This window comes from Patulibacter medicamentivorans (assembly GCF_000240225.1).
GTDB lineage: Bacteria > Actinomycetota > Thermoleophilia > Solirubrobacterales > Solirubrobacteraceae > Patulibacter > Patulibacter medicamentivorans.
Genome location: NZ_AGUD01000169.1, coordinates 1 through 2176 on the forward strand (window position 1 = coordinate 1; position 2176 = coordinate 2176).

The 2176-nt window shown below is 76.2% G+C and carries 2 protein-coding genes; both read right to left on the reverse strand.

Annotation, left to right across the window (positions count from 1 at the left end):
- A partial coding sequence (locus PAI11_RS24265; protein ID WP_050897210.1) for a sigma-70 family RNA polymerase sigma factor occupies positions 1 to 1322 on the reverse strand: 1322 nt, incomplete at its 3' end.
- A gap of 114 nt (positions 1323 to 1436) precedes the next feature.
- Positions 1437 to 2176 (reverse strand): hypothetical protein (locus PAI11_RS27120; protein WP_040599890.1); only part of this gene is annotated, 740 nt, incomplete at its 5' end.

Below are 2176 nucleotides of genomic sequence, written 5' to 3' on the forward strand. Positions count from 1 at the left end.
CCGGACGACGACCCCGCGGTCGGCCGGACGCTGACGAGCGTCGTCGTCGGCGCGGCGGGCGCCGGCAGCGTCGTCGTCGCCCCGGGCAGCGCCGGCAGGCCGAAGCCGGTCGGCCGCTGCTGCTTCGGGCGACGGCGCCCACGGTGCTCCTGGGCCGGGCCGTCGCCGGCGGGCTCGCCCGGCACGGTCCCGGCGATCGGCTGCGCCGACGCCTGGCTGACGAACGTCGTCGACGGCGACCACGTGGCCTCGCGCACCGGCAGCGGCAGCGCCAGCGCCAGCAGCGCGCCCGCGATCAGGGTCTTCCCGACGAGGACCGACGCCCGGTGATGCGCGGCGGCCTCGCCCGCGGCCGTCCCCGCGGCGTCTGCCCCGGTCGCCGAGCTGCTGGCGGTCACCCCGGCGACGACGGCGGCCCCGCCGGCCGAGCCCGACAGGGCGCCCGTCAGCGGCCGCTCGATCGCCGACCAGTCCGCTCCGACCGCGCTGGCGGCCTTGGCCCGCGTCTCGTGCCACAGCCAGACCATCGGCACCACCGGCGCCCAGGCGCGGTACGAGACCCCGGCCTCCTCCATCGCGCCCTGGGCCGTGCGACAGGATGGGCACCCGGCCAGGTGCTGGTCGAGCCACGCGACGTCGACGCCCTCGCTCTGCTGGCCGTCCTGGCGGCTGGCGAGCAGCGGCAGCGCGCGCTCGCACTCGGCCGTCGCGACGGCGACCGAGCCCAGCGCCCCCTGGCGCAGCTCGTCCCGCAGCTTGATCCGCGCCCGCGAGATCAGCTGCGCGACCGAGTTGCGGTTCATCGCCATGATCTCGGCGATCTCGTCGTAGCTCAGGTCGTCCAGCTCGCGCAGCGCCAGGACCTCGCGCTGGCGCTCCGGCAGGCGGGCGTTGGCCGCCTGGACCGCGTCCCGCTGCGCGTCGAGCAGCGCCGCGCGCTCGGGATCCTCGTCGAGCGGGGCCAGGTCGTCGCCGACCACCGGCTTGGCGCCGTGCTCGGGGATCTGGTCGACCGGGTCGGCCCGCTTGCGACGGCTGATCACGTCGTAGCTCGCGTGGCGGGCCGACGTGTACAGGTAGGCGCCGAAGTCCAACTCGCGGTCCTCGAGCTTCGGCAGCCGCTGCAGGACCTTGACGAAGGCGTCCTGGGTCGCGTCGGCGGCGTCCTCTGGCCGGCCCACGATCCGCAGGCAGAAGTTGTAGATCCGCCGTTCGTAGGCGTCGTAGAGCTGGGCGAAGGCCTGGCCGTCGCCCGCCGCGGCAGCGCGAGCCAGCCTCGACTCCCTACCCCGTGAGACCCCGATGATGTCGACCCGTGACACCGCGAGGATGGTAGCTGCGATGCGCGCATCTGTCGTGACCTAGGTCACCTCTGCAACGCGTCATCGGTCCTCGACTTACGGCGGCGGCCCGAAACCGGTCGCCGGCGCCGCCGCTCAGCCGGTCGTGGAGTCGCTCAGGTGCTTGCCGACCGGCCCGACGTAGATCCCGCGCGGCAGCCCGGCCAGGTCCGGCTCGTCGCCCTTGACCAGCGCCAGGTAGACCCGGCAGGTGCGGCGCATCCCGCGGCCGGTCGCGACCCGCACGTGGGGGCCGGCCCACAGCGGGCGGCCGTCGTGGGAGAACGCGTACTCGCGCGCGTTCTGCGCCCGCGCGGTGACGCTGACGTCGTCGGCCCACTCCAGCTGCTGCTGCAGGGCGACGTCGCGGATCGGCCGGCCGATCCCGCCGGCGACGTTCCAGGCGCCCGCCACCCGGTCCAGCGCGACCAGGTCCCGCAGCAGCTTGCGCGGCTCGTCGTAGGGGGCGGTGCGAGCGGTCTCGAAGGCGCGCTCGCTGTAGACCAGGTGCTCGGCGTGGGCGGCGGCCAGCTCGACCGCCTCGAGCACGCTGCGGACCTCCGGCAGGTCGTCGATCCGCAGCGGCGCGGCGTCCTCGGGATCGACCAGGTCGACGTCGGGCGCCCCGGCCTCGAGCGCCTGGCGTCGCAGCCGGCGGGCGCTGGCCAGCAGCCGCTCGCGCTCGGCCTCGCTGGCCTCGACGCGGTCGGTCAGCTCCTCCAGCGACCGGCCGCGAGCCTCCAGCTGCGCCTCGAGGTCGGCGACCCGCGCCGCCAGGCCGGCGGCGGTCGCCTCGGCGGCCCGGTCGCGGTCGGCGTCGACCCCGTCGCCGGAGC